We start from the raw sequence: 25,355 nt of genomic DNA, 5'->3' as shown, positions 1-25,355 counted from the left end.
GATTACCCAGGGGCAAGCGCCTCCTGCTTTGGTGATTATTGAGGCATGTCGAAAATCATGCAGGTGGTGGTGCCGGTGGCATACAACCGGCCATCCACGTCGTACAAACGCCCTTCAGCCAAGGCCGTGGAACGACCCAGATGAATGACTTTGCCCTCAGCCCGCACCGGACCGGTATGACTGCCCATGGCACGGACATAACTTACGCGCAGATCCAGCGTGGTGTAGGCCTGGCCTTTTTTCAGTTGGGTATGAATCGCGCACCCCATGCACGAATCCAGCAACGTCGCGGCGTACCCGCCATGCACCGTCCCCAGCGGGTTGTAATGACGCTCATCGGGGGTACCCTGAAAAACAAACCGACCGGGCGACCATTCCAACGGAATGAAATCCACTAACACGCCAATAGGCGGGCAGGGCAATTCACCGCTGCTGATGCCTTCGAAAAACTCGCTCGGCGTCATCGTGCTGACCTCTGCGAGGCTGGTGGTGCCGGGCTTGGCCAGACGACTACGCGCGGCATCTTCTTGCGCGAGCCACTGAGCGATCTTTTCTTCACGAGTCGGGATCTGCATAGCGAGAAACTCCGTGTAGCAGTCAAGGCGTCATCGGCCGGTTGGATGACGGACATAATCCCTATATTTTATTATGGTCGCAATATAAATGTGCGGACTCGAGACATTTAGAGCATCCGAAACCTTCGCGAAACAGGCAGCGCGGTGTTTCGGTTATCCCCCACTATGACTGCCCCGCAGGCTTCTTCACGAAGTGCTGGTGCATGTCCAGCGTCAGGGTTTCAATCCGTTCGGTGAGGGTTTTTGTCAGCTCAGTCAAGCGAGTGTTTTGTTGCAGCAGATCGAGCATCAGCGCCGAGTTTTGCGCCGCGTCGGCCAGTCGTTGTTCATTGGCAACTGCCAGGGCTTCACGGTGCTGTGCGTCGGCATCGGCGTTGGCCTTGTCGCGTGCGGCCTGGCGGGTTTGCGCCAGCAGTATCAACGGCGCGGCATAGGCTGATTGCAGGCTGAACGCCAGGTTGAGCAAGATGAACGGGTAGACATCGAAATGGGTCAGCCCTGCGATGTTGGCGCCCACCCACAAAATTACGATGAGGGTCTGCGCGCCGAGAAAGGTCGGCGTCCCGAAGAACCGCGCAAACGCCTCGGCCTTGAGGGCGAACGTATCGTTACCGAACGTCGTTGTCAGGTGTGAATGGGGTTTGTGAAAGCGTAAATGGTCGATCAGTGGTTTCTTCGGCGCGACAGGTTCGCTAGCAGTCTCGGGCGTGACGGAGGTCATGACAAATTCCTGATCAATTGAAATCGAGCGGGCAACTTGTCGCCCGTGCGCCACTATAAGTCACCACCCGCCGACTCGATATGTTGGCCATCCCTTGTGCCTGAATGAAGGCTGAACACTGGTCAATCTTCGGCCCTCTAACGCCACGCCATCTTTGGCAGATTAAACCGGCCCAACTCACGCTGATTCTCGGCGATCCACGTAGTCGTCGGCTGAGGGTTTATCGCAGTTGGCAACTATGGACGACGACGCGTTAGATGACGTGCAGGAGCAAGCACTCACATGGCGCAAGAGATGGGATTCGCTTTGATAATAACGGTAGGCGCCAACGCGTTTCACGGCGTATCCGCTACACCGCTTCGCCAACGAGCTGGCCCCTACAGAAGACCGTGTTTACCGAGCGACAGGCTAACGGCGAGGCAGCGGGTCAATCTGGATGCAAGGGCTTGGACGCCTGCATGATGTGCGCGTACTCATAAATATATTGCCGACCGGCATGGCTGGTCACGCGGAGCTCCTCGATCAGCAGGCGCTCTTTTTTGCTTAAATATAACAACCCAGGATGATCATTGGACTTGAGGCGATCACGTTCATGGGCGTCTGGGAAACTAACGACGTTTGACATGAAAAATCTCCTTTTAATGAGTCCATGCACCTGGAGATATCAGTTGGAGATATCCGTCCAGGACACTGATGGTGATGCTGCCGCCACCTTACCCAGAAAAAGTTAAGCTGATCAACCCTCCAAACGGATTGGTTACAACGCTTGGACGATTTCGAACGACTGCCGTATACCTTTGATTAGTATTTCAACACTGTCGTTCTGCGCCTTGCCGATCAGGCTTTTGCCCAGTGGCGCCCGTGGCGTAATGACGGTAATCAACACCTCGTCGTGCTGGATTTTCAGACCGGCGGCGTCAGGCCCGATGAACAGCTGCTGCTGGCTGCCATTGTCGGCTTCGAGGCTTATCAGGTCGCCGATCTGAACCCCCCGGGCGGCCTCGAAGGGGCGCAGGTTGAGGTTTTGAAATAACACCAGCGACTGGCGGATCTCTTCCACGCGTCGGGCTTGGCCGGTGGCCAGGTAGGATGCTTCCAGACCGAGGGTGTCGTACTTGTTCTCGGCAATATTCTCTTCGTGGGTCGCGGTCTCGTAAGCGGTTTGCGCGGCCCGCTGCAACAGGTCCAAATCAACCTTGAGCGTGGCGACGATCAGTTGCAGGACTGCGTTTTTATCCAGGGACGTTGGCATCAACCTTTAACCACAGAACTGGTTGACGTTAGCGCGGGTTTTTTCGCTAGGCGCGGTCTGGTCCTGCTGCAACCAGAACTGGCATTTAGGGCCGCTGATGCGTTTTTCCCGGGCTGCCTTGGTATCGTCTTCGTCCTGCCGTGCCTGGGTGTCTAGCAGGTTCTGTTTGTATTTCTCGAACATTGGATTGTCCGACCCTTGCTCCGACTCCTCATCTGGCCCCGATACGGCCGGAACCGACGCCGATGCCGATGGGTTCTTGTGCGGAACATGCAGCTTGATCTGGCTAACCGCCGCGCCCACGGCGCTGACCTTGCTGGCGAACAATGAGGTGTAAGCGAACATGGCAGTAGCCGCCACCGCCATACAACCGAGCCAGACCCCCAGCGCGATGCACAAAATCAGTTTTAACGGACGGGTGGGCATAGGGACTTCCTGGCGTGGGCGGTGGATGCTGGCGATTGTCGCACGACCCGCGCCCAAAGCTGGAGCTCGTAGCGGGTTTTGACGGACAATCGTTGGTCAGTCGTGGGAAAGCCCGCCGCGCTGTAACGCAGCAAACGCAACCCCTCGTACAGCGACAATTTATTTTTGATGAGAGCCGGGCATGAAAGCCACCTGGGATATTTTTTGCAGCGTTGTGGATAACTACGGCGACATCGGCGTGACGTGGCGACTCGCCCGGCAACTGGCCGCCGAGCATTCCTGTGCGGTGCGCTTGTGGGTGGATGATCTCCAGCCCTTCACGCGTCTGTGTCCCGGCGCCGATGCAACGGCTGCACAGCAATGGCACGACGGGGTAAGCGTCTGTCACTGGAGCAAAGACTGGCAGCCGACCGAAGTCGCGGACGTGGTGATCGAGGCATTTGCCTGCCGTTTGCCGCCCGCGTATTTCGATGCAATGCCCAAGCGCTCGCTGCCACCGTTGTGGCTGAACCTGGAATACCTCAGCGCCGAGCAGTGGGTGTCTGGTTGCCATGCGCTGCCGTCGCCGCAGCCCAATGGCCTACGCAAAATCTTCTTCTTCCCGGGGTTTCGTCCGGACACCGGCGGCTTGTTGCGCGAAGCGGGGCTGTTGGACAGGCGCCATGCTTTCCAGCAAGACATCGGCGCTCAGCGGGCCTTCTTGCAGGGCCTGGGTGTCGAGCCGGTTGAGAACGCGCGGCTGATTTCACTGTTCGCCTACGAGAACGCCGGGTTAGCCAACTGGCTGGAGGTCTTGGCGCAGGACCCTCGGCCAACGCACCTGCTAGTACCAGAAGGGCGGATTCTGAGCGATGTGCAGCGTTGGCTGGAGGTTGATGAGTTACGCGCCGGAGCAGTACAACGCCGTGGCGCATTGACCGTGCAGATATTACCTTTTGTCCGGCAGGACGATTACGACCGGCTGCTGTGGAGCTGCGATTTCAACGCAGTGCGGGGTGAAGACTCATTCGTTCGCGCGCAATGGGCCGGGCGTCCGCTGCTGTGGCACATCTATCAACAGGACGACGACGCGCATTGGCTCAAACTGGATGCCTTCCTTGAGATGTACCTCAAAGGCCTGTCGCCGGCCGCCAGTGAGGCCTTAAGGAACCTGTGGCGGGCCTGGAACAGTGGCAATGAAATGGGCCAACGCTGGTCGGAGCTGCAACTACACTGGCCCCAGGTCACCAAACACGCTGAGCACTGGTGTCTGGAACAGGCCTCCCAGGCCGATCTCGCCGCGGCGCTAGTACTGTTTTATCTAAATTGGCTATGATACGCGGCCTAGATTTTTGTAAATCCATCCAAATTCGGATATTCGTAATGAAAACTGGTAAAGAACTCAAACCCGGCACAGTGATTAAGCTCGAAAATGACCCTTGGTTGGTTCAGAAAGCGGAATTCACCAAGTCCGGTCGTAACAGCGCAATCATGAAGACCAAGTTGTAGAACCTGTTGACCGGTTACAAGACCGAGATCGTATACAGCGCCGACGACAAACTGGACGACGTGATTCTCGACCGTAAAGAAGCCACCCTGTCTTTCATCAGCGGTGACACTTATACGTTCATGGACACCACTGACTACACCATGTACGAGCTGAACGCTGAAGATCTGGAAGCTGTTCTGCCGTTCATCGAAGAAGGCATGACTGACGTCTGCGAAGCGATCTTCTTTGAAGAGCGTCTGGTATCGGTGGAACTGCCGACCACTATCGTTCGTGAAGTTGACTACACCGAAGGTTCCGCACGTGGCGACACGTCGGGCAAAGTGATGAAGCCAGCCAAACTGAAAAACGGTACTGAGCTGAGCGTTGCCGACTTCGTCAACATTGGCGACAAGATCGAAATCGACACCCGTGAAGGCGGTTCGTACAAAGGCCGCGCTAAATAAGCGCAGCCTTTTACGCACCCACAAAAAAACCCGACCATCGCGTCGGGTTTTTTTGTGGGTGCAACCAAAGCCAGGGGCCTTAGACCGTTACGTGCAGGCGTACGTCAACGTTGCCACGGGTGGCGTTGGAGTAAGGGCAGACGAGGTGAGCCGCATCGACCAAGGCTTGTGCAGCGGCTTGTTCCAGGCCTGGCAAGCTGATGTGTAAGTCGATGTCCAGACCAAAGCCGCCTGGGATCTGACCGATGCCGACATGGGCGGTGATCGAAGCGTCTGCGGGGACGGTGCCCTTGGTTTGGCTGGCGACGAACTTCAGTGCGCCGATGAAGCAAGCCGAGTAACCGGCAGCAAACAGCTGCTCAGGATTAGTGCCTGTACCGCCAGCACCACCGAGTGCTTTCGGGGTGGACAGTTTGACATCAAGGACGTTGTCGCTGGAAACAGCACGGCCATCACGGCCACCGGTGGCGGTTGCAACTGCAGTGTAGAGAGTGTCCATGGTGAAATCCTCATATCAATGGTTGGGTTTATTGCGCTAAATGTTTGCGCGCTAACTAAGTGCCAAGCAAATGTATCGCGCTAGTATTTAGTGCGCAAGGTAAATTTTGCAATTTGCAGCGCAAATAAAACTGTAGCAACTGTGTTCTCACGTCAGCTGCGCGACGGGCGACCTCCTACAGAGGCCTGTAAAACCCAGTCATCACAGACTCTGATGCAAATTTCCGCGCAGGGCGATGAGGTCGGTCTGCATCAGTTTCAGCTCGGCCACGGTCTTGCCGGAGGCACCGAGGATGCAGGAGGGGATGGTTTTGGCTTTTTCTCGCAGCTCGCGGCCTTGCTCGGTCAGATGCAGCAGCACCACCCGTTCATCCTCCTTGCTCCGGGTCCGACTCAGCAGCCCTTCAACCTCAAGACGTTTGAGCAGTGGCGTCAATGAACCCGGGTCAGTCAGCAGACGCGTGCTGACGTCGCCGACGGTCAAGCCGTCTTGCTCCCACAGCACCATCATCGCCAGATATTGCGGGTACGTCAGCCCCAACGCTTGCAGCATCGGCTTATACACTTTGGTCATCATCAGAGACGTCGAGTACAGGGCGAAGCACAGTTGACTGTCGAGCAGCAGATGATCGTACGTCCCCGCTTTTTTGCTGGCGTTGTGGTCAGTGCTCATAAGAAATCCTCTGTATCAGGTGTCCTTTAATTTAGTGCCGCGATGTTTAATGCGCCAGATAAATTTCGGTCATCTGATCAGCGTGTCATACGCACCGTTCATGAACCGTGAATCCCCTGTTCAGCAAATGCTAAGCAAATAGTGCCGCCCTTGCATTTCCTGCCTCGGCCGGACTGCGTAGCATGCGCGCATCAGTTGATTGGGGTGCGGTGTGATTGAAGTCGTGATGTTTGTGTTGATGGGAGCGGCCATGGGCACACTGGGTGGCCTGTTTGGCATCGGTGGCGGCCTGGTAGCGATTCCCACCCTGGGTGTGTTATTCGGTCTGGATCAGCAACTGGCTCAGGGCACCGCGTTGCTGATGGTGTTGCCCAACGTGCTGTTGGCGTTATGGCGCTACAACCAGCGTAACCGGATTTCCCCGCGCAATGCCCTGATGCTGATAATCCCGAGCTTTTGCCTGGCCTGGCTGACTTCATTGTGGGCAGTAAGGCTTGACCCTCACAGCATGCGTCTGGCATTCGTCGGTTTTTTGATCATCCTGACCGCGTTCAACCTGATTCAGATGTACTGGCGTAACGGCAACCCCGGCGCAGAGTTGCGCCACGCAAAATGGCTGTGGGTATTAGGCATCGGCTCCGGGGTCACGGGTGGTTTGTTTGGGGTCGGCGGCGGGGTCATCGCCACGCCGATTCTCACCGGGATATTCGGCGCGACACAGGTGGTCGCCCAAGGCTTGGCCTTAGCGTTGGCGACGCCCAGCACCACCATCACCCTGATTACTTACGCGGTGCATGGTCACGTCAATTGGCAGATGGGTATTCCCTTGGCCGTCGGCGGCCTGGCCAGCATCAGTTGGGGTGTGAGGCTGGCCCATTCACTGCCGGAAAAAACCCTGCGAACCTTATTCTGCGGCTTCCTTGTGATCTGCGCCGTGGTACTCGCGTTTAAAGTTTGAACCCTTCTGCAATATATTCAGCCAGGCATTCAACGATGGGCGACGGGTTATTCGGATTGCGCAGCAGCACAATGCTGGCGGAGGGCAGCAGCGGCAAACCTTCGGCTTCGCCGACAATGCGCAAGTCCGAGGTCAACAAACTTTCAAGCTGTGCGGTCACTGCCAAACCGGCGCTGACCACGGCACTGATCGCCGCCAGGCTGGCACTGGTATACGCAATCCGGTATTCGCGCTCCGCTGCGTCCAGTGCATTACAGGCCCAGGTACGGCAAAAACAATCATCGTTGAACATTGCCAGCGGAATGGGCGTTTGTTCATGTGGGCAATACCCTGCGGCTTCCATCCAGACAAAGCGCTCATGACGCAGGATCTGGCCGATTTCAGTGCCGGGCTCTCGAGTCACAATGCTCAAATCCAAGTCGTGACGTTGCAGCAATTGCCTGGACGGCTCGCAATGCACTTCAACCTGAATCAGCGGATAAGCTTGGGCGAACCGCTGTAAAACCCCAGGCAAAAAGCGCATCACGTAATCGTCTGGCGAACCGATTTTCACCACACCGACCATGTGCGGCTCGCGCAGGGTATTGAACACTTCACTGTGTAATTTGAGGATGCGCCGGGCATAGCCCAGCAGCACTTGGCCCTCTGCCGTAAGGCTGACGGTGCGCCCGTCTTTGCGAAACAGCGCGCGCTGAACCACATCGTCCTCAAGGCGTTTCATCTGCATGCTGACTGCGGACTGCGTGCGGTTGACCAATTCGCCAGCACGGGTGAAACCGCCTTCGTCGGCGATGGCGACAAAGGTTCGTAACAGCTCGCTGTCAATGCTTGGGTAGTTGGCCAACTCATCAATCTCCAAGATGTGACACATAAGAAACATTCGTTGGATTGATCATAAGCCCGGCGCGAAACTCTTGTCATCCCAAGACGGAGGTCAGGATGATGAAAGGTCAAAAAGGTTATGTGTTGGTTCAGAAGCGCTCCCGTAAAGCTCCCACAGCTGCGCGTCCCTTTATCGCGCTTAAACGTCATGTGTTGCGTTGGTTGACGTTGTACCGTCAACGCCAGGAATTGGCGCGTCTCAGTGACGACGCGCTGAAGGATATCGGTTTGAGTCGGGCAGATATTGAGCAGGAAGTCGCTCGTCCGTTCTGGTATGACCCGATGAAACACTGACAGGGCGGCTTTCGATCAGGTAGTTTTGTCGACTGATCAGGAGGCCGGAATGTCCGCAGAACTGTCACTGAAACAAGCACGTCGTCTGGCGCTGGCCGCTCAAGGATTTAACGGGCGCCAGCCGCCAGTGTCTATCAAGGCCGCGCACATCAACCAGTTGATCGAGCGGCTTGGCATTTTGCAGATCGATTCGGTTAACGCGTTGGTGCGTTCGCATTATCTGCCGTTATTTTCCCGGGTAGGCAATTATGCCCAGCCGTTGTTGGACCAGGCCGCCTGGAGCCAGGGTCGAAAGCGCACGCTGTTCGAGTATTGGGGCCATGAGGCATCGTTGTTGCCATTGAGCTTGTACCCTCTGTTGCGATGGCGCATGCGCCAGGCGTCACAAGGCGTGGGTATTTATCAGCAGATGGCGAAGTTTGGCCGCGAGCAGCAAACGACCATTGCTCGGGTGTTGCAGACAGTTCGCGAGCAGGGTGCGTTGGGTGCGGGCAGTTTGAGTACTCGCCAGGAGCGTGCCGGGCCTTGGTGGGACTGGAGCGCCGAAAAACACGCCTTGGAATGGTTGTTCGCGGCGGGGCAGGTGACTGTGTCCGGGCGCCGTGGGTTCGAGCGCTTGTACGACATACCGGAGCGGGTGCTACCGGCAGCGATTCTTGATCATCCAGAGATCAGCGAGGGTGAGGCGCAGCGTGGTTTGCTGTTACACGCGGCGGCGGCCTTGGGCGTCGGCACCGATAAAGACTTGCGCGACTATTTTCGGCTGACCCCAGCGGAGAGTCGTTCGGGCTTGGCCGAGTTGGTCGATGCGGGAGCGCTGCAAGTGGTTCAAGTGCAAGGCTGGCGCCAGTTGGCGTATTGCCTGCCGGAGGCGAAACTGCCACGCAAGGTCACGGCCAGCGCGCTGCTGTCGCCCTTCGATTCGCTGATTTGGGAACGCAGCCGTACTGAGCGGTTATTCGATTTTCGTTATCGCCTGGAAATTTATACCCCGCAGCAGAAGCGGGTGTACGGCTATTACGTGCTGCCGTTTTTGCACAACGAGCGGATCGCCGCCCGCGTCGACTTGCGCGCCGAACGCGCCCTTGGCCGGCTGGCCGTGCACGCGGTGCATGAAGAAGAGGCGCTAGGTCTGGACGAAGAGGGAATGCTGGCCTTGGCGATAAACCTGCGACAAATGGCTGATTGGCTGGGCTTGGCGCAGGTTCAGATTAACTGCCAGCGCGCCAGTGCAGCGCGCTTGCGGGTGGCGTTTTTGCGCTTGGAAACGGATTGAGGCAATCCCCAATCCCGGTGGAGCGAACGTGTTCGCGAAAGGCCTAGCGCGGTCTAACCTGCTTCAACGTCTCGGCAATCAAAAACGCCAGCTCCAGCGATTGATCAGCGTTCATCCGGGGGTCGCAGTGGGTGTGGTAGCGGTCCGACAAGCCGTCTTCAGTGATGGGCCGGGCGCCGCCGATGCACTCGGTCACATTTTGCCCCGTCATCTCGATGTGGATACCCCCGGCGTAGGTGCCCTCAGCCTGATGCACCTGAAAGAACTGTTTGACCTCATTGAGAATCTGCGCGAAGTCACGGGTCTTGTAACCGCTGCTGGCTTTGATCGTATTGCCGTGCATGGGGTCCGAACTCCATAGCACCTTGCGACCTTCGCGTTCCACCGCGCGAATCAACTGCGGCAAATGATCGCCCACCTTATTGGCGCCCATGCGTGCAATCAGATTCAGGCGTCCCGGATCGTTGCTGGGGTTCAGCGTGTCAATCAACCGAATCAGGTCTTCAGGGTCCATGCTCGGGCCGACCTTGACCCCAATCGGATTGTTCACCCCACGCAAGAACTCCACATGCGCACCGTCCAGTTGCCGGGTGCGGTCGCCAATCCACAGCATGTGTGCCGAGCAATCGTAGTAATCGTTGGTCAAGCTGTCACGGCGGACGAAGGCCTGTTCGAAGTTCAGCAGCAAGGCTTCGTGGGCGGTGAAGAAACTGGTTTCGCGCAATTGTGGCGAAGTGTCCAGGCCACACGCGCGCATGAACGCCAGGGTTTCATCAATTCGGCCAGCCAATTGACTGTACTTGTCTGCCAGCGCCGAGTTGGCGATGAAATCCAGGTTCCATTGGTGCACCTGATGCAAATCAGCAAAACCGCCTTGGGCAAACGCACGCAGCAGGTTCAGTGTCGCGGTGGACTGGTGATAGGCCTGAAGCAAACGGTCCGGGTCCGGCACCCGGCTCTTTTGATCAAAGCCGATGCCATTGACGATGTCGCCCCGGTACGCGGGGAGCGTTACACCGTCGATGGTTTCATCGTTGGCTGAACGCGGTTTGGCGAACTGACCGGCCATGCGCCCGACCTTGACCACCGGGCAGCCGGCGGCGAAAGTCATAACAATCGCCATCTGCAGCAGCACTTTGAAGGTGTCGCGAATTTTCGCCGCCGAAAACTCGACAAAGCTCTCGGCGCAATCACCGCCTTGCAGCAAAAACGCCCGACCCTGGGTGACCTCGGAAAACTGCCGACGCAATTCACGCGCTTCCCCGGCGAACACCAGCGGCGGATAACTCGCCAGTGTCTGCTCGACCTGCAACAAATGCGCGGCGTCGGGGTATTGGGGTTGTTGCTGAATAGGCAGTGCCCGCCAGCTATCGGGGCTCCAGGGTTGGCTCATGTTGAAAATCCAGGTCAATGCAGTCGGACCGCCATGTTAACAGCCCCGGTGTTAGCAGGCTTGCTTGCCAATGGCTGCACAGACGACAATCCGCGCCTGATTGGCCCCGATACCCGGTCAATGCAGGAACGCGCTTGCCCGCGATCGGCTGCGAAGCAGTCGTAAACCAGGCACTCGATCCCTCCAGTGAGATGGAGTTCTATATTCTGGGAACGCTGCGCGCTCCATCGCGGGCAAGCGCGCTCCTACACATCTAGGTTAATTTCGCATCGTTTGACAGGAGAAGTAATGACTGAGGAGCGCGTCGAGCGTTTGCTGGCTGAAGTGCACGATGCCTTTGGCATGATCCGTGTGCTGGAAGTGGACGAGTATCGATTCCTGGAATTCGGCGATGCCATCGAGCAAAGCTGCACCTTCACGGCGGACCCGAGTTGGCTGGAATATGACTACACCCGCGCAATGTTTATTGCCGCGCTGTGTCACGAAGCACCGGAAAGCGCCTTGTTTCTGGGCCTCGGTGCAGGAACACTGACCCAGGCGTGCCTCAGGTTCCTGCCATTGGAAGACGTCGAAGCCATCGAATTGCGTCCGGATGTTCCGCGCCTGGCCATGGAATTTCTTGGTCTCGAAGACGACCCTCGTTTATATATCCGCATTGGCGATGCGCTGGAATTGCTCGACAGTGCCGAGTCCGCCGATTTGATCTTCGTCGACCTGTATACCGATCACGGCCCGGGTGTCGGTCATCTCGCTTGGAAATTCCTGGAAAACTGTCAGAAACGTCTGAATTCGGGCGGCTGGCTGGTCATCAATCAATGGGCGGCCGATGACGGTAAGCCCCTGGGTGCGGCGCTGCTGCGGGGCCTTTATCATCGCCATTATTGGGAGCTGCCGGTAAAGGAAGGCAACGTTATCCTTATGGTACCGGCTGACCTTGAACAGGTGATGGACCTGCAAGCGTTAACCGAACGAGCCGAGGCGCTGGCGCCGCGTTTGGGTTACTCACTGCTGCCGCTGATCAAAGCCATTCGCCCCGCAACCTGAGGCGCACAGCCGGCTGCATACGCAGTGGGGGTGAACCGGTTTAGCAGCCCGTCTCAACGAAGGCGGACGATTGGCTATCAGGTACGGACTCGGATTTGCACAACGCCTGAGTTGCACAGAGGCCCAGTCGTGGCTGTGCAAAAATAACCCTCACTTTTTCCAGTAATTCCGGTATAGTACGCGCCGGCCTTTAACCGGGCCCTCGTTACAGGTATTGCAATTCCCCGAAGCCAGCTTCGGCTGCTTGTCCGCTCTGCGGGCTATCCTTGACGATCCATTCATTCAAACGTTTTCGCAAATCCCCGCCGACAAAGCAGCCAGGGCGACTCTAGGGTCTTACACGGCACGCGCAGCTTTGGAACATGGGTCTTTGCGGATGCACTAGAGGCAGACCCATGACCCAGGAATTCGGCGGCTTCGCCGCTTTTGAACTTCATCCAAATATCCTCGCAGCCGTTATCGCAACGGGCTACGAAGAGCCTTCGGCTATTCAGCAGCAATCGATCCCGATCATCATGGAAGGCCATGACATGATTGGCCAGGCGCAAACCGGTACGGGTAAAACCGCTGCGTTCGCACTGCCAATCCTGCATCGCATCGACCCGGCAAAACGCGAACCACAAGCGCTGATCCTCGCGCCAACTCGCGAACTGGCCCTGCAAGTAGCCACCGCTTTCGAAACCTACGCCAAGCAAATGCCGGGCGTAACGGTTGTGGCTGTCTACGGCGGTGCGCCGATGGGCCCGCAGTTGAAAGCTATCCGTAATGGCGCGCAGATCGTTGTCGCCACGCCGGGTCGTCTGTGCGATCACCTTCGCCGCGACGAAAAAGTACTGGCTACCGTGAACCACCTGGTTCTCGACGAAGCAGACGAAATGCTGAAGCTGGGCTTCATGGACGACCTGGAAGTTATCTTCAAGGCTCTGCCACCGACTCGCCAGACCGTTCTGTTCTCGGCCACCTTGCCTCAATCGATCCGTGCCATCGCTGAACGCCATCTGCGCGATCCGAAGCACGTAAAGATTCAGACCAAGACCCAAACCGTTACCGCGATCGAACAGGCTCACCTGTTGGTTCACGCTGACCAGAAGACCTCGGCTGTTCTTAGCCTGCTGGAAGTTGAAGACTTCGACGCACTGATCATGTTCGTGCGTACCAAGCAAGCGACCCTGGACCTGGCCAGCGCCCTTGAAGCCAAAGGCTACAAGGCTGCCGCGCTGAACGGCGACATCGCTCAGAACCAACGTGAACGCGTCATCGAATCGCTGAAAGATGGCCGTCTGGACATCGTTGTTGCGACCGACGTTGCTGCCCGTGGCCTCGACGTACCGCGTATCACCCACGTGTTCAACGTGGACATGCCTTACGATCCAGAGTCCTACGTTCACCGTATCGGCCGTACTGGCCGTGCCGGTCGCGAAGGTCGTGCGTTGTTGCTGGTGACGCCTCGCGAGCGCCGCATGCTGCAAGTGATCGAACGTGTGACGGGCCAGAAGGTTGCTGAAGTCCGCCTTCCGGACGCTCAGGCCGTTCTCGATGCTCGCATCAAGAAGTTGACTAACAGCCTGACTCCGCTGGTTGCCGATGCTGAATCGACCCACGGTGACCTGCTGGATCGCCTGATCGCCGATATCGGTTGCAGCCCGCGTGCCCTTGCTGCTGCTCTGTTGCGCAAAGCAACCAACGGTCAAGCGTTGACCTTGGCTGCCATCGAACGTGATCGCCCACTGGTTCCGACCAGCGCACCACGTGAGCGCAGCGATCGTTCGTCGTCGAGCGAGCGTCCTGAGCGCAGCGGTGCTGATCGCGAGCGTCGCGCTCCGGTTCCGTTGGCTGAAGGCCGTGCTCGTTGCCGTACCGCGCTGGGTGCCCGTGATGGCATCGCTGCTAAAAACCTGTTGGGTGCAATCCTCAACGAAGGCGGCCTGGCCCGCGAAGCAATCGGCCGCATCCAGGTGCGCGACAGCTTCAGCCTGGTTGAGCTCCCGGAAGATGGCCTTGAGCGTCTGCTGACCAAACTCAAGGACACCCGCGTTGCAGGCAAGCAATTGAAGCTGCGTCGCTATCGCGAAGACTGATCTGCTCTTGAGCTGATCGAGTCTGAATAAAAAATCCCCGACTGGTTCGGGGATTTTTTTGTTTCGAGGATTCTGTAGGAGGTTCCGCCATGTCTCCGACGCCGCGCTGTCGCGCAGCAAACAGAGAGTGTGCATCACCTGGATGCTGGCGCCACCAGATGCTTCTGACGGCGCTTATCAATCAACAGAACCGCAAGGCATCAATTTCAACCAAACCGATAGATATCCATCCCCAACGCACCCATGGTAAATCCCTGATGCGCGATACTGAATTCCCCTCCCGCGCCGCGTGCAAAATAAAGGGGTAGCAGGTGCTCATCACTCGGATGGTTACGCGCCGCGCTGGGCGCCTGCCGCCGATAATCGTGCAGTGCCGCCTCATCACCGCTCGCCAGCTTATCCACCATCCAGTTACGAAACGCCAGTGCCCACGGCTCAATGCTTTCTGGCCCGGCGTGCCAGTCCAATTCGCCCAGGTTGTGGGTAATGCTGCCAGAACCAATCACCAGCACGTCTTGTTCTCGCAGGCTCGCCAATGCTCGGCCGACCCGAGTCTGAAGCGCCGGACCCAGACGGCTCGGCAACGACACCTGCACCACCGGAATATCGGCCTGGGGGTACATCAATGACAAAGGCACCCACACCCCGTGGTCAAACGGGCGCCGGGAATCAATGCGCGCGAGCAGCCCATCTGCTGCTAGCAACTCAACAACTTGCGCAGTCAATTCCGGCAAACCGGGCGCGGGGTACTGCACAGCAAACAACGCCGGCGGGAAACCGCCGAAGTCATGCCAGGTTTCCGGTTGCGGATTACCGTTTACCAGCAGTTCCTGACTTTCCCAGTGCGCCGACACGATCACAATGGCCCTTGGCTTGGGCATCTCGGCCGCGAGACGCAACAGGGCCGGACCGCTTGCGCCAGGTTCCAGCGCGAGCATTGGCGAGCCATGGGAGATAAACAAGCTAGGGAACATAGTCGGAGTCCTGAGCGTTAAGATGGCGTCATATTCAGGCAAAAGATTGATCTAAATCTAATATAAGTTTTAGCCTGATTTGATCGAATTATCAGGAGTCAGCATGCAACCGGAGTTTTGGCATAAACGTTGGGCAGCCAATCAGATCGGCTTTCACCTGCCGCAAGTTAATCCTTACCTGCAACGCTTCTGGCCTGGCCTTGAACTTACGTCCGGCGTTCGGGTGCTGGTGCCGTTGTGCGGGAAAAGCCCTGATCTGGCGTGGTTGGCGGGGCAGGGGTTCAGCGTCGTGGGTGTCGAGCTTTCGGAAAAAGCCGTGGACGATTTTTTCAGCGAGCAGCAGTTGACCGCGACCATCACCCGACGCGGGCCGTTCAAGGTTTACAGCGCCGAATCCATCGAGCTATGGTGCGGCGATTTTTTTGCCTTGACCGCCGCGGATGTCGGCGGGTGCGCGGGGCTTTATGACCGTGCGGCATTGATCGCCCTGCCACCCGAGATGCGCCAGCGTTATGCCAGGCACCTGGCATCCTTGCTTCCGACAGATTGCCGAGGGCTATTGATCAGCCTGGACTACCCGCAATCAGAAATCGACGGCCCGCCGTTTTCAGTGCCCGACGCCGAAGTGCAGCAATTGCTGGGAACGGATTGGCAGATCCAAACCCTGGAAACCTGCGATGTCCTCAGTGTCAGCGGCAAATTCGTCAGTGCGGGTGCTACACGGTTGGATGAGCAGGTTTATGGTTTAAAACGCGTTTAAGGCGCGGCACTGTTTTGCAGGTGGCGAACAAACGCATCAGAGCTATCTATCGAGCGTTGCATGTCCTTGAGCAAGTCATAGACGCTGTTTTGCAGATGACCGCTTTGGTCTTTCAGCGCCCCAATCGCTTGGGCGTTGAGGTTGTGTTTGAGGAACAGTACTTGATCGTGTAACACGTTCAGAACCGGTGGAATACGGCTCTCGGTGGCTTTCATGGTTGTCAATAACGCGCGGTATTCGGTTTGGGTTCGTTCCAGTTCCCTAGCGCTCGCCGCACGCAGGTCTTGGCTGGTGTATTGATCAAGCTCGCCATTCCATTCGTCAAACAACGCATCGGCAACGTTTTCAACCGAGTCGATCCGTTGATGAATGGCGTCAGCACTTTTTACACTGGCTTGATACTGATCGTTCAACGCGTCATAGCGTTTCTCGAGATCGCCACCGTCAAAATGTACGACGCGGCGATAGCTTTCCAGCGCGTTGGATAAATGCTTGCTGGTGTCCTTCTGCGCGTCCCGTGCGTCCTCGACCCGACCAGCCAACATCTGGCGTTTCGGAATGCCAGCTTTGTCCATGGCCGCGAAATACGCGCTTTGGCAGCCACTCAGAGCGAACAGGGCGATGCAAGCAAGGGCGAATTGGCGCATGGGCCGCTCCTAAATAAAGTGTTCCTTAATATTGATAGGCACCTTATTCCTGACCAAACAAAAAGGCGACTCGCGTCGCCCTTTGGTCATCGTGCATGAAGCTTATCAGCCAAGACGGCGAAGCGCCTCGATGCGGTCTTCCAGTGCCGGGTGGCTCATGAACAAGCCAGCCAAGCCGTGTTTAAGCCCGCCATTAATACCAAAGGCAGTCAGGCTGTCCGGCATCTGCACCGGCACGCCCTGTTCCGAACGTAAACGCTGCAAGGCGCCAATCATTGCGGTGGTGCCTGCCAGTCGAGCACCGGCTTCGTCTGCGCGGTATTCGCGTTTACGCGAGAACCACATGACGATAGAGCTGGCGAGGAAGCCCAGGACCAATTCGGCAAAAATAGTCGCGATGTAATAAGCCATGCCTTGGCCTTCTTCATTTTTGAAGATCACCTTGTCGACAAAATTACCGATGATCCGTGCGAAGAACATCACAAAGGTGTTCACCACGCCCTGCACCAAGGCCAGGGTCACCATGTCGCCGTTGGAGACGTGGCCTATTTCGTGGGCCAGCACCGCCTTGACTTCATCGGGCGAAAAACGCTCGAGCAAACCCTGGCTCACCGCAACCAGGGCGTCGTTCTTGTTCCAGCCCGTGGCAAATGCGTTGGCCTCGTAGGCAGGGAAAATGCCGACTTCGGGCATTTTGATACCGGCATCGCGGGACAGTTGCTCAACCGTTTGCAGCAGCCATTGTTCGTGGCGGGTGCGGGGCTGAGTAATGATTTGCGTGCCGGTACTCATCTTCGCCATCCACTTGGAGATGAACAGCGAAAACAGCGAACCGGCGAAGCCAAACACAGCACAGAAGATCAATAGCTGATTAAGGTTCAGATCAACCTTATTGGCCGCCATTATCCCGTTAAAGCCAAAAAGGCTCAGGGTAATGCTCGCTATGAGCACGACCGCCAGGTTTGTGGCCAAAAACAGCAAGATGCGCATCATGGTTGAAACGTTCTCCTCATGAAAAATGTAACGTATGCGGGGTATATAAGGCGATGCCCACTGCTATTCAACAGACGGACTATTTCAAACTGTGTCGCCTGTTCGCTATTGGCTGCGAATCCGCGCGCCCGAACAACCCGCGAGCCAGAGCAGTGCGCGGTTGATCGGGGGCACGAGGCATGCTGTGCGGCCTGTTCAGGCCACACGAAAGGTAGGCGCGCTGATTGCTTACTGACGATACGTCTTGAGAAAATTACCAATCCTGCCGATGGCCTGATCGAGGTCGTCGACGCGCGGTAGCGTGACGACACGGAAATGATCCGGCCACGGCCAGTTGAAAGCCGTGCCTTGAACCACCAGCAGTTTCTCCGACAGAAGCAAGTCGAGGACAAACTTCTCATCGTTATGGATCGGGCAGATTTTCGGGTCGATGCGCGGGAAAGCGTACAGCGCGCCCATGGGCTTGACGCAACTGACACCGGGAATGTCGTTGAGCAATTCCCAGGTTCGGTTGCGCTGCTCCAGCAGGCGGCCAGCAGGCAACACCAAATCATTGATGCTCTGATAGCCGCCCAGTGCGGTCTGAATCGCGTGTTGGCTCGGCACGTTGGCGCACAGGCGCATGTTGGCCAGCATGTCGATGCCTTCGATGTAGCTCTGGGCGTTATGTTTGGGCCCGGAAATCGCTACCCAGCCAGAACGGAAGCCGGCGACGCGGTAGGACTTGGACAGGCCGTTGAACGTTAGGCACAGCAGGTCTGGGGCCAATGACGCGGTGGCGATATGGACAGCGTCGTCATAGAGAATCTTGTCGTAGATTTCATCGGAGAACACCACCAGGTTGTGCTGGCGGGCAATTTCAAGCATGCCCAGCAACACTTCCTTCGGGTAAACCGCGCCGGTCGGGTTGTTCGGATTGATGATGACCATGGCCTTGGTATTTGGCGTAATCTTGGCCTTCATGTCTTGCAGGTCTGGCCACCAGTACGTCTGTTCGTCGCACAGGTAATGCACCGGATTGCCGCCAGCAAGGCTCACGGCCGCGGTCCACAGCGGGTAGTCCGGGGCCGGGATCAACACTTCGTCGCCATTGTTAAGCAGCGCCTGCATCGACATCACGATCAGCTCGGAAACACCGTTGCCCAGGTAAATGTCTTCGATGCCGACGCCTTCGACCTGTTTCTGCTGGTAGTACTGCATCACTGCCTTACGTGCGCTGAACAAGCCTTTCGAGTCGCTGTAGCCCTGTGCGGTCGGCAGGTTGCGGATCACGTCCTGCAGGATTTCGTCCGGCGCTTCGAAACCAAACGGCGCCGGGTTGCCGATATTCAGCTTGAGGATGCGATGCCCTTCCTCCTCCAGACGCTTGGCATGCTTGAGCACTGGCCCGCGTATGTCATAACAGACGTTGGCGAGCTTGTTCGATTTGCTGACCTGCATGGTGATTGATCCCGAAAATGGACGGTCCAGTGTATTCACACAACCTGGCTCGCCGAGCAGAACGCCATGAAAATGGATTTGTATGCATGAAACGTGGATGACAGACTGGCGCCTAACGAGGCGCAATCATACGTGCCGCCCGATCCTTGGAAAAGATACAGATCGGGCTTTTTAAGCTTTGGAGGTGTACCCGTGGAAAAGCTGGAAAAAACCCGCGAAGAATGGCAAGCGATGCTTGATCCGGAGCAGTACAACGTCTGTCGCCTGAAGGGGACCGAACGGCCCTTTTCCGGTAAGTACAACAGCACCAAGACCGCTGGCGTCTACCACTGCGTGTGCTGTAACGAGCCGTTGTTCGACTCCGAAACGAAATTTGATTCCGGCTGCGGTTGGCCGAGTTTTTACGCGCCCCTTGAAGGCAGCGCGGTGATTGAAATCCGCGACATGACTCACGGGATGATCCGTACCGAAGTGGTGTGCGCCAAATGCGATGCGCATTTGGGCCACGTGTTTCCAGACGGTCCGCCCCCAACCGGTTTGCGCTACTGCATCAATTCGGTGTGCCTGGATCTGGTCCCGCGCGAGTAAGCGGGCGTTGGGCTAACCTGTTATGGCGTGATATCGGCGGGATGAATTAAATTGTGCGCAAGTCAATTGCGCACTATGTTTCCTGCACATTCCTCTGCTTTCGAAGGTGCTGCCATGAGCGAAAATCTGCTGACAATTCCGTGTACCACCATAAAAGGTGAGCAGAAAACCCTGGCAGACTTTGCGGGCAAGGCGGTGCTGGTGGTCAATACCGCCAGCAAGTGCGGCTTCACCCCGCAGTACAAGGGCCTTGAGCAGCTGTGGCAGACCTATAAGGATCAAGGGTTGGTGGTGCTGGGTTTCCCGTGCAACCAGTTCGGCCACCAGGAGCCGGGCAATGAAGGCGCGATATCGGAATTCTGCGAATTGAATTTCGGGGTGAGTTTCCCGCTGTTCAAGAAGATCGACGTCAATGGCAGCGACGCCCATCCGTTATTCGTCCAGCTGAAAAAGCAGGCGCCCGGCGTATTGGGCTCGGAGCGTATCAAGTGGAACTTCACCAAGTTCCTGATAGGCAAAGACGGCAAACTGGTGAAGCGCTTCGCACCGCTGACCAAACCCCAGGACCTGACCAGCGACATTGAAGCGCTGCTGAGGTAATCCCTGGTGCTGGTCGATTGCCTCGCCAACCCGTTGGCTTCCAGGTTCATTCCACGACTGCTGGCGTCAGCCACTGATCCAGCAAACTGACCAGCTCTTCCCGGCGAAAGGGCTTGGCCAGGTAGTCGCTCATGCCGGCCGCACGGCAGCGTTCGCGCTCTTCGGGCATGGCGTTGGCGGTCAGGGCAATGATGGGCAGGTTTGGCCAGCGTCCGCTCTGGCGAATTTGCCGGCTGGCTTCATAACCATCCATCACCGGCATATTGCAGTCCATCAGCACCAGATCGAAGCGCAGTAGCTCAAGCTGTTCAAGTGCCTCTGCGCCATGGCCGCTGACAATCACCTCGCACCCCAGTTTACCCAGCATGCCTTTGGCCACCAGTTGATTCACTGGGTTGTCTTCCACCAGCAGAATTCGCGCGCGGTGGGTCGCCGCCTGGTCGCGCAACCGCAGCTCTTGAGTAATGTGCTCTTCGGGTTGCAGCGTGCGGCTCAGGGTCTGATAAAGAGCGTTGCGGGCCAGGGGCCGTGCTTGTTGATGCAACGGGGCAAGGGCGCTGACCTGTTCGCTGGGCATGAAGTTGCCATAAGCGGTCACCAGCAGGATCGGCGCGGAGATGGCGGGGCGTAAGCCAAACAGGCATTCCGGACAGTCAGTAATCAGCAGGTCCGGGTCGAGGCCGAACAAGCTGTCGCCTATGCCGCTACGCTGGTAATCAATACCCCATCCCGGCAGCAGGCTCGCCAGTAGTTCAGCCAGACCGCTGTCGGCAGCGCTGACCGCGACCACCCGGCCTTTGAGTTTCCCCAACACCGGCGCAGGTGTGTGGGTGATCAACGGCAGCTCCGCGCTAAAGCGGCTGCCGAAGCCCAACTCGGACGTCACGCTCAGTCGGCCTTGCATTGCGCCACACAGGTTGTGGGTCAGCGCAAGGCCCAGGCCGGTGCCGCCGTACAGGCGTGTGATGCCTGCCGCTTGGGTAAAAGGTTGGAATATTTTCGCCTGATCAGCTGCGGCGATGCCGATGCCGGTATCAGAAACGTCGATTCGAATGCCGCCCTCCTGTGTTGTCAGGCAGACGTCTACACGGCCAAAACGCGTAAACTTCAATGCGTTGGAAAGCAGGTTGCTGACGATCTGCCGCACGCGGGTAGGATCGCCAAGGACCAGGGATGGAAACAGCGGGTCGATCAGGCAGACTAACTCGACAGCGGGCGCTGCGTTTTGCGAGAGTAGATTGGCCGTGTCTTCGATCAGCGCGCCCAGATCGAAGGGGATATGTTCCAGCTCCAATTGGCCCGCATCGAACTTTGACAGGTCAAGGATATCGTTGAGCAACTCTACTAGCACCTTGCCCGAGTCGTGGGCAATGGACAGTTGCTGACGTTGCTCCGGGTTGAGCGGGCTATCGAGGGACAGCGAAAGCATTCCCAGCAAGCCGTTGAGTGGCGTGCGTATTTCATGGCTCATGTTTGCCAGGAACGCTCCGCGCGCATGGGCCATTTCTACCGCAATACTGCGCGCGGCCTGTAACTCATCGTTGGATTGAGTGAGGCGGGTGTTACTGGCCTTGAGCTCTGTTGTGCGCGCCGAGACGATATTTTCCAGCTCATTTAAATGATCGATCACACTGTTTTCAGCAGCGCGGCGTCGGTCGAACTCGCTAGCCACCATGTCGAACTGCTGATTCGCTACGCGCACCAGTACACCAATTTCATCCAGCTCATGGCCGGGCGGGCAGGGCAAAGATGAGTGCAGCGGCCGTCGCGGATCGCTTTCAGCCAGCGCCGTAATCACCCTGACCAGCGGCTTGGTGAGGGTCATGTAGTACAGCAACATCAAAATCCCGGACAGCAGCAGGCTACGGGTAAAACCGGTAACAAGGGTAATGCCGGCGCGTTGTAGGAAATGACTGCCGAACGCGAACGTGTCCACGGTCAGGCGCAGGGTGCCCATGGCCTCGGTGGGCATGTGGTCAAGGTGCAAGGAATCCTCGAACTTACGGCTTGCACCAAACAGGGCGTCGCTGACCATGCGGTAGCGGTTTTGCGCCGGGGGACGTTCAACGCTGGCCAGGGTTATGTCATTGTTGTCGGCGATTCGAACGCCAATAACGGCGGGCGAGTGCAGCAGCCCAAGGACCAGCTCCTGTGCCAGTTCCGCATCAATGTTGTAGGCGATGCGCGAAGCCGGATTGTGACTGATTTCCAACAAAGAACGAATTTCACGATCGATCGATGCGTCTTCGCTGGCATAATCGAAAGCGATTTGACCCAGACTTAGCAGGGTCCCCAGCATGAAGCCAACCAGCACTGTCAATCGTGCTTGCTTGAATGACAGGCGATGGATGAACGATATATCCATAAGGGCAGAGCCAATTCTAGTGTTCCGTCACGAGGAGCATAGCTGATTGAGCTTTGCCTTTTATCAGTTTAATTAAGGAGACATTGTGGACTCTCGGTTAATTGCATTTCTCGAGCGTGCCGACGCAGTACTGGCGCGATTGGAGCCCTTGTTGCCGGCGCTTCGCCAGCCCGTCGACTGGTCCGGCACCCTTGCAGCACGCTGGGTAAAGGAAGGTCGTACGGGCTATCTGATGCCGCTGGAAGTCAGCCTCGACATGCGCCTTTCTGACCTGATTGGCGTTGATCGTCAGCGCGACCAGTTGTCGCGCAACACCCAACAGTTCATCGATGGCCTGCCGGCCAACCACGCTTTGCTCTGGGGCTCACGGGGCACTGGCAAGTCATCGCTGGTTCGCGCACTGCTCGCAGAAAATCATGCGGACGGCCTGCGTCTGATTGAGATTGAGCGTGACCACCTGGCGGATTTACCCCGGGTTGTAGAGCAATTACAGAAGCTGCCACAACGTTTCGTGTTGTTTTGCGATGACCTGTCGTTCGAAGCGGGCGAGAGTGATTACCGGGTGCTTAAAAGTGTGCTCGACGGTTCGCTGGAACAGGCGCCCGACAACGTGCTGCTGTATGCCACGTCCAACCGTCGCCATTTGGTGCCAGAGAAGGCCAGCGATAATGAAAACTGGAAACAGGTCGATGGCGAAATTCACCCGAGCGAAGGCGTGGAAGACAAGATCGCCTTGTCCGACCGTTTCGGCCTGTGGCTGTCGTTCTATCCGTTCACCCAAGAGCACTTCTTGAATGTGGTTGAGCACTGGATCGGTGAATTGGCCGCCAAGTCCGGGCTCAAGTGGCAGCGCGACGAAGAATTGGACATCACCGCAGTGCGCTGGGCCACCGGGCGCGGTAACCGCAATGGCCGCTGTGCGTATCAATTTGCCCGGTATTGGGTAGGGCTTCAGCTTTTGGAGCAGCAGGCATGATCGACTTAAAAAGCGCCGGCGCAGGCCTCGATGGCTACACCTTGCTGGTTGCACAGCTGGAATCATTGTTGGCGGACGAGCGTGACTTCATCGCCAATGCCGCGCAGTTTTCGGCATTCCTGTTCAGTCAGCTCGATGACCTTAACTGGGCCGGTTTTTACCTGGCCCGTGGCGATGAGCTGGTACTTGGCCCGTTCCAGGGCCAGATCGCCTGCGTGCGAATTCCATTTGGGCGTGGCGTTTGCGGCACGGCAGCGGCCACTCGCCTCACTCAGCGAGTAGAGGACGTCCATGACTTCGACGGACACATCGCCTGCGACAGCGCTTCCGCCAGCGAACTGGTAGTGCCGTTGATAAAGGACGGAGAGCTGATTGGCGTGCTGGATCTGGACAGCCCACGCGTTGGGCGTTTTTCTGAAGAGGATCGGGCGGGGGTTGAACAGTTGGTAGCGGTCTTTCTTAAGCTCACGACCTGCCAGACACTTTAGCTGTAGGCAATACGGCCAGGGCAGACAAGCGCAAGGGTTGTCTGCCCCACACCGGCATCAGTCGTAAACGGCTTTCTTTTTCCATTCGGCTTGTTCGTCGGCGACTTTCAGGCCGTCGGTCAGTTCGTTCTCTTCGCCTTCGACCAGTTCAATATTGGTCAGCACCATTGAGTTGGAGCGCGCCAGCATCTTTTGCATGTACTTGAGCTGTTCGGCATAAACCGCTGGCTCCGGCTGTTTACTCAAGTACTGCACGCCACGCTCGTATGCCAGACGTGCCTGACCAGGTTGTTCCTGGGTAAACGCCAGTTGCCCGAGGTTATTGAAGAATTCGATGTGCAGCATGACCAATATGTGGCGAATCTGCTTTACCCAATGCTTGGCTTCGGCGGTCGGCAAAAAACCATCGTGAGCGGCGCGGGTCACCTGGCCATGTAACGCTTCCAGTAAAAAGCGCACATCTTTGGCCTTGGCCTCGGTTTGAATCGGGCTCGGCGGGTTGTTGATTGGAATGTCGTTGCCTTTATCGATCAGCGCGGTCAACGCAGCGATACGCCCCTGGAGCGCGCTGTTGCCGCGATTCAGCCCGAGCATGCGTTGATTGACGTTGAGCTCCAGGCGCGTCAGCAGCAGCTTGAGGTCGGGCGTCATTAACTGACCGGGGAACGTTTCGGTGATCTCGCCGCAGCGACGCAGGCGATCATCCAGCTCGATCCTGGCACGAGCCCGTTCCAGCTTCTTGTTTTCGGCCACGTGGTTAAGGAAGCCGATGGCTATCAGAATGGCAATGCCGGCGACAATCAGTAGGGCGATTATGAGTGGTGTCACCGTTATAACCTCGTTCAGGTAATGTGCAGGCGGAGTGTAGTGGTAAAAGCTGATTGACCGATAGGTGCAACGGTCGTTCGTCAAACTAACGGCGCTGATTATCCGGCGCGCCTATAAAGGCATCAAGCGTCAATGCACAGCGAATGCATGGCGAAGTCATTGATTTAGATATATTTATAGATTGGGGTTGACGACCTGCCCCTGCATCCATAGAATGCGCGCCACTTACAGCGTAAAGCACACAGCGAAGCGCAAATAAGTAGTGAATGTTGTACGTGTGTCCCCTTCGTCTAGTGGCCTAGGACACCGCCCTTTCACGGCGGTAACAGGGGTTCGAGTCCCCTAGGGGACGCCATTAAGCGGGAATAGCTCAGTTGGTAGAGCACGACCTTGCCAAGGTCGGGGTCGCGAGTTCGAGTCTCGTTTCCCGCTCCATTTTTAAGCAGTCTTGTTTTCGGACAGGGCTGGTGAAACCAAGACAAGGTTTTCGGATCGTGTTTTGGACACTGGGACATACAGCGTATGTTCCGGGCAGCGTCCCCTTCGTCTAGTGGCCTAGGACACCGCCCTTTCACGGCGGTAACAGGGGTTCGAGTCCCCTAGGGGACGCCATTTGCGGGAATAGCTCAGTTGGTAGAGCACGACCTTGCCAAGGTCGGGGTCGCGAGTTCGAGTCTCGTTTCCCGCTCCATTT

At 57.2% G+C, this 25,355-nt stretch carries 26 protein-coding genes, 4 tRNA genes and 1 pseudogene; 16 read left to right on the top strand and 15 right to left on the bottom strand.

What is annotated here, in order from left to right; all coding sequences use genetic code 11:
- Positions 1-35: 35 nt before the first annotated feature.
- From JWR17_RS01885 to JWR17_RS01865, 5 genes are all read right to left on the bottom strand, one after another.
- Entirely contained in the window at positions 36-575 is a 540-nt protein-coding gene (locus JWR17_RS01885) for a PaaI family thioesterase (RefSeq protein WP_299827745.1), read from the bottom strand.
- Between the two features lie 163 nt (positions 576-738).
- Entirely contained in the window at positions 739-1,296 is a 558-nt protein-coding gene (locus JWR17_RS01880) for a DUF1003 domain-containing protein (protein WP_299827743.1), read from the bottom strand.
- A gap of 427 nt (positions 1,297-1,723) precedes the next feature.
- The gene (locus JWR17_RS01875; RefSeq protein ID WP_299827741.1) at positions 1,724-1,921 is read right to left on the bottom strand and encodes a hypothetical protein; all 198 of its coding nucleotides are present in this window, start codon (positions 1,919-1,921) and stop codon (positions 1,724-1,726) included.
- Between the two features lie 132 nt (positions 1,922-2,053).
- Complete coding sequence (locus JWR17_RS01870) at positions 2,054-2,536, bottom strand: transcription elongation factor GreAB (protein ID WP_299827790.1); 483 nt, start codon at positions 2,534-2,536, stop codon at positions 2,054-2,056.
- Positions 2,537-2,554: 18 nt separating this feature from the next.
- Entirely contained in the window at positions 2,555-2,974 is a 420-nt protein-coding gene (locus JWR17_RS01865) for a hypothetical protein (RefSeq protein WP_299827738.1), read from the bottom strand.
- Positions 2,975-3,155: 181 nt separating this feature from the next.
- On the opposite strand from JWR17_RS01865, the gene earP reads away from it, so the two are divergent.
- Together earP and JWR17_RS01855 are read left to right on the top strand one after the other, a co-directional pair.
- The gene (earP, locus tag JWR17_RS01860) at positions 3,156-4,289 is read left to right on the top strand and encodes an elongation factor P maturation arginine rhamnosyltransferase EarP (protein WP_299827736.1); all 1,134 of its coding nucleotides are present in this window, start codon (positions 3,156-3,158) and stop codon (positions 4,287-4,289) included.
- Between the two features lie 47 nt (positions 4,290-4,336).
- Positions 4,337-4,906, top strand: a pseudogene (locus tag JWR17_RS01855) (elongation factor P).
- Positions 4,907-4,985: 79 nt separating this feature from the next.
- Here JWR17_RS01855 and JWR17_RS01850 read toward each other — a convergent pair.
- On the bottom strand, positions 4,986-5,405 hold the full coding sequence (locus JWR17_RS01850) for an organic hydroperoxide resistance protein (protein ID WP_299827734.1): 420 nt from the start codon (positions 5,403-5,405) through the stop codon (positions 4,986-4,988).
- A gap of 201 nt (positions 5,406-5,606) precedes the next feature.
- Positions 5,607-6,077: a MarR family transcriptional regulator gene (locus JWR17_RS01845; protein WP_299827732.1), complete on the bottom strand. Its 471-nt coding sequence runs from the start codon at positions 6,075-6,077 to the stop codon at positions 5,607-5,609.
- Positions 6,078-6,288: 211 nt separating this feature from the next.
- On the opposite strand from JWR17_RS01845, the gene JWR17_RS01840 reads away from it, so the two are divergent.
- Positions 6,289-7,035: a sulfite exporter TauE/SafE family protein gene (locus JWR17_RS01840; protein WP_299827729.1), complete on the top strand. Its 747-nt coding sequence runs from the start codon at positions 6,289-6,291 to the stop codon at positions 7,033-7,035.
- Here JWR17_RS01840 and JWR17_RS01835 read toward each other — a convergent pair.
- Positions 7,025-7,879, bottom strand: coding sequence for a LysR substrate-binding domain-containing protein (locus JWR17_RS01835; RefSeq protein ID WP_299827788.1), 855 nt, complete (start codon positions 7,877-7,879; stop codon positions 7,025-7,027). The two genes, JWR17_RS01840 and JWR17_RS01835, sit on opposite strands and share 11 nt — an antisense overlap.
- A 95-nt stretch (positions 7,880-7,974) precedes the next feature.
- On the opposite strand from JWR17_RS01835, the gene JWR17_RS01830 reads away from it, so the two are divergent.
- Positions 7,975-8,211 carry a DUF1127 domain-containing protein gene (locus JWR17_RS01830; protein WP_299827727.1) on the top strand — a complete coding sequence of 79 codons (237 nt, stop codon included), beginning with the start codon at positions 7,975-7,977 and terminating at the stop codon, positions 8,209-8,211.
- Between the two features lie 49 nt (positions 8,212-8,260).
- A complete protein-coding gene (locus tag JWR17_RS01825; RefSeq protein ID WP_299827725.1) occupies positions 8,261-9,487 on the top strand; it encodes a crosslink repair DNA glycosylase YcaQ family protein in 1,227 nt (408 codons plus the stop codon).
- Positions 9,488-9,530: 43 nt separating this feature from the next.
- Here the strand turns inward: JWR17_RS01825 and JWR17_RS01820 are convergent, their stop codons facing one another.
- The gene (locus tag JWR17_RS01820; protein WP_299827723.1) at positions 9,531-10,880 is read right to left on the bottom strand and encodes a class II 3-deoxy-7-phosphoheptulonate synthase; all 1,350 of its coding nucleotides are present in this window, start codon (positions 10,878-10,880) and stop codon (positions 9,531-9,533) included.
- A 288-nt stretch (positions 10,881-11,168) separates the two neighbouring features.
- Here JWR17_RS01820 and JWR17_RS01815 point away from each other — a divergent pair, with 288 nt between their 5' ends.
- Together JWR17_RS01815 and JWR17_RS01810 are read left to right on the top strand one after the other, a co-directional pair.
- Positions 11,169-11,924, top strand: coding sequence for a spermidine synthase (locus tag JWR17_RS01815; RefSeq protein WP_299827721.1), 756 nt, complete (start codon positions 11,169-11,171; stop codon positions 11,922-11,924).
- A 362-nt stretch (positions 11,925-12,286) separates the two neighbouring features.
- Positions 12,287-14,002, top strand: a complete 1,716-nt coding sequence (locus JWR17_RS01810; RefSeq protein ID WP_299827719.1) for a DEAD/DEAH box helicase — start codon at positions 12,287-12,289, stop codon at positions 14,000-14,002.
- Positions 14,003-14,208: 206 nt separating this feature from the next.
- On the opposite strand, the gene JWR17_RS01805 is transcribed toward JWR17_RS01810, so the two are convergent.
- Entirely contained in the window at positions 14,209-14,976 is a 768-nt protein-coding gene (locus tag JWR17_RS01805; protein ID WP_299827718.1) for a class III extradiol ring-cleavage dioxygenase, read from the bottom strand.
- Between the two features lie 103 nt (positions 14,977-15,079).
- Between JWR17_RS01805 and JWR17_RS01800 the strand changes: the two genes are divergently transcribed.
- On the top strand, positions 15,080-15,736 hold the full coding sequence (locus JWR17_RS01800) for a thiopurine S-methyltransferase (RefSeq protein ID WP_299827716.1): 657 nt from the start codon (positions 15,080-15,082) through the stop codon (positions 15,734-15,736).
- On the opposite strand, the gene JWR17_RS01795 is transcribed toward JWR17_RS01800, so the two are convergent.
- The 3 genes from JWR17_RS01795 to JWR17_RS01785 form a co-directional block, all read right to left on the bottom strand.
- Positions 15,733-16,383: a DUF2959 domain-containing protein gene (locus JWR17_RS01795; RefSeq protein ID WP_299827714.1), complete on the bottom strand. Its 651-nt coding sequence runs from the start codon at positions 16,381-16,383 to the stop codon at positions 15,733-15,735. The two genes, JWR17_RS01800 and JWR17_RS01795, sit on opposite strands and share 4 nt — an antisense overlap.
- A gap of 105 nt (positions 16,384-16,488) precedes the next feature.
- Positions 16,489-17,376 (bottom strand): protease HtpX, encoded by an 888-nt coding sequence (gene htpX, locus JWR17_RS01790; protein ID WP_299827712.1) that lies wholly within the window; start codon positions 17,374-17,376, stop codon positions 16,489-16,491.
- 228 nt (positions 17,377-17,604) lie between these two features.
- Complete coding sequence (locus JWR17_RS01785; RefSeq protein ID WP_299827710.1) at positions 17,605-18,816, bottom strand: pyridoxal phosphate-dependent aminotransferase; 1,212 nt, start codon at positions 18,814-18,816, stop codon at positions 17,605-17,607.
- A gap of 192 nt (positions 18,817-19,008) precedes the next feature.
- On the opposite strand from JWR17_RS01785, the gene msrB reads away from it, so the two are divergent.
- Together msrB and JWR17_RS01775 are read left to right on the top strand one after the other, a co-directional pair.
- Positions 19,009-19,404, top strand: coding sequence for a peptide-methionine (R)-S-oxide reductase MsrB (msrB, locus tag JWR17_RS01780; RefSeq protein WP_299827708.1), 396 nt, complete (start codon positions 19,009-19,011; stop codon positions 19,402-19,404).
- A gap of 114 nt (positions 19,405-19,518) precedes the next feature.
- The gene (locus JWR17_RS01775; RefSeq protein ID WP_299827707.1) at positions 19,519-20,004 is read left to right on the top strand and encodes a glutathione peroxidase; all 486 of its coding nucleotides are present in this window, start codon (positions 19,519-19,521) and stop codon (positions 20,002-20,004) included.
- A gap of 46 nt (positions 20,005-20,050) precedes the next feature.
- Here JWR17_RS01775 and JWR17_RS01770 read toward each other — a convergent pair whose 3' ends face one another.
- Entirely contained in the window at positions 20,051-22,369 is a 2,319-nt protein-coding gene (locus JWR17_RS01770) for a response regulator (protein ID WP_299827705.1), read from the bottom strand.
- Positions 22,370-22,454: 85 nt separating this feature from the next.
- On the opposite strand from JWR17_RS01770, the gene JWR17_RS01765 reads away from it, so the two are divergent.
- Both JWR17_RS01765 and JWR17_RS01760 read left to right on the top strand, forming a co-directional pair.
- Positions 22,455-23,345, top strand: a complete 891-nt coding sequence (locus tag JWR17_RS01765; protein WP_299827703.1) for an ATP-binding protein — start codon at positions 22,455-22,457, stop codon at positions 23,343-23,345.
- Positions 23,342-23,833, top strand: a complete 492-nt coding sequence (locus JWR17_RS01760; protein ID WP_299827701.1) for a GAF domain-containing protein — start codon at positions 23,342-23,344, stop codon at positions 23,831-23,833. The genes JWR17_RS01765 and JWR17_RS01760 overlap by 4 nt, the downstream gene beginning before the upstream one ends.
- A gap of 57 nt (positions 23,834-23,890) precedes the next feature.
- On the opposite strand, the gene JWR17_RS01755 is transcribed toward JWR17_RS01760, so the two are convergent.
- Positions 23,891-24,661 (bottom strand): hypothetical protein, encoded by a 771-nt coding sequence (locus tag JWR17_RS01755; RefSeq protein ID WP_299827699.1) that lies wholly within the window; start codon positions 24,659-24,661, stop codon positions 23,891-23,893.
- Between the two features lie 279 nt (positions 24,662-24,940).
- On the opposite strand from JWR17_RS01755, the gene JWR17_RS01750 reads away from it, so the two are divergent.
- From JWR17_RS01750 to JWR17_RS01735, 4 genes are all read left to right on the top strand, one after another.
- Positions 24,941-25,016, top strand: a tRNA-Glu gene (locus JWR17_RS01750).
- A gap of 4 nt (positions 25,017-25,020) precedes the next feature.
- A tRNA-Gly gene (locus JWR17_RS01745) sits at positions 25,021-25,096 on the top strand.
- Between the two features lie 101 nt (positions 25,097-25,197).
- Positions 25,198-25,273, top strand: a tRNA-Glu gene (locus JWR17_RS01740).
- Between the two features lie 3 nt (positions 25,274-25,276).
- Positions 25,277-25,352, top strand: a tRNA-Gly gene (locus tag JWR17_RS01735).
- The last annotated feature ends 3 nt before the right edge of the window (positions 25,353-25,355 follow it).

Origin of the sequence: Pseudomonas sp. (genome assembly GCF_028293835.1) — a bacterium.
Classification (GTDB): Bacteria; Pseudomonadota; Gammaproteobacteria; order Pseudomonadales; family Pseudomonadaceae; genus Aquipseudomonas.
This window is presented reverse-complemented; position numbering and strand designations above follow the sequence as displayed.